The sequence below is a fragment of the Haloarcula sp. K1 genome (genome assembly GCF_001647155.1).
Lineage (GTDB): Archaea > Halobacteriota > Halobacteria > Halobacteriales > Haloarculaceae > Haloarcula > Haloarcula hispanica.
In genome coordinates, this window is sequence record NZ_LRHL01000040.1 from 1 (window position 1) to 1,021 (window position 1,021).

The 1,021-nt window shown below is 58.5% G+C and carries 1 protein-coding gene; it reads left to right on the plus strand.

The features are described from left to right. Positions 1-792, plus strand: a 792-nt coding sequence (locus tag AV929_RS12425) for a hypothetical protein (protein ID WP_064288410.1), incomplete at its 5' end; no start/stop codon positions are given. Positions 793-1,021 lie beyond the last annotated feature (229 nt).

The following is a 1,021-nucleotide window of genomic DNA, read 5'->3' on the forward strand; positions in this document are numbered from 1 at the left end:
GACTACGTTGAGCAGTACGCAACTGGCGACCTCCTGCAAATCCCAAACACGTACGGCGAGTTCGACTCTATTGACACCCGAGTCACATTCGTCGACGGACTCGCTGACAGCTACGGGTACGGCATCGACGCCCAAGCACTGGAAAAGGCATTGCGAGTCCTCACTGGCGGTGGCCGATACACTGCGTCGCAATATACCGCTATCCCGTGTGGGAAACAGCCGTGGATTCTGACGGGTCCAGAAGGGACGCTCTTGTGCAGCTGTATGCCCGTCGAGCGACCGGAGAACCCATACACGAGAGAGCTTCGGACGCCAGAGACAACCCTACAGATCGAGGAACAGAACCAAACAGTCCGCACGGGAGCCGCTGAGTTTGCCCACCTGCTATCCGACGCTCTCGGTGTCGATATCGAGAGCGTAGAGTACGCAACAGTGCGAGGGAAAACCCAGCACTCATTCGTCGGAGAAGAGGACGAGTTCACGATCAAAGCTAGTGACTTGGCACAGTTGCACGGGTTAGCATCCGATCCGTCCGTCATCCAGGCGGGGATCGGCCATGGAGTCCAGCCCCCAAATGGTGGCGATCCAATCTCGGTTCAGTGGGACGGGCCGGATCATCCGGTTGGATATCTCGACGAGGGTGATGTAGTCGCCGGCTACGAGTTTACGTGGGAACAGCCTGAAGAGTCGCTAGAAGACGTTGCAGTCGTTCGCGAGTACCGGATCACACGGAACTACTCGCGCTGGACGGTTGACTACCATACCCACCGCCTCGCGTCAGTCGTCCCCTGACCGACGCCGCCAACGGCTCATTTTGTGTACCCTCCGGCAAGTGGAGGGTAATCGAAATGTCACAGTCCACAGCGACCAGTAGCACCGAAGCAGCAACCACCGACGCCGAAACGAGCGTGCCAGAGACGGCGACAGACAGTGACGCAGAAATCGACACTACAGACCTCCTGTCGCTCGATGCCCCACAGCATCTTCGGATCAGCGGCGAGGTCCAGCTGTTTGAGCGGAT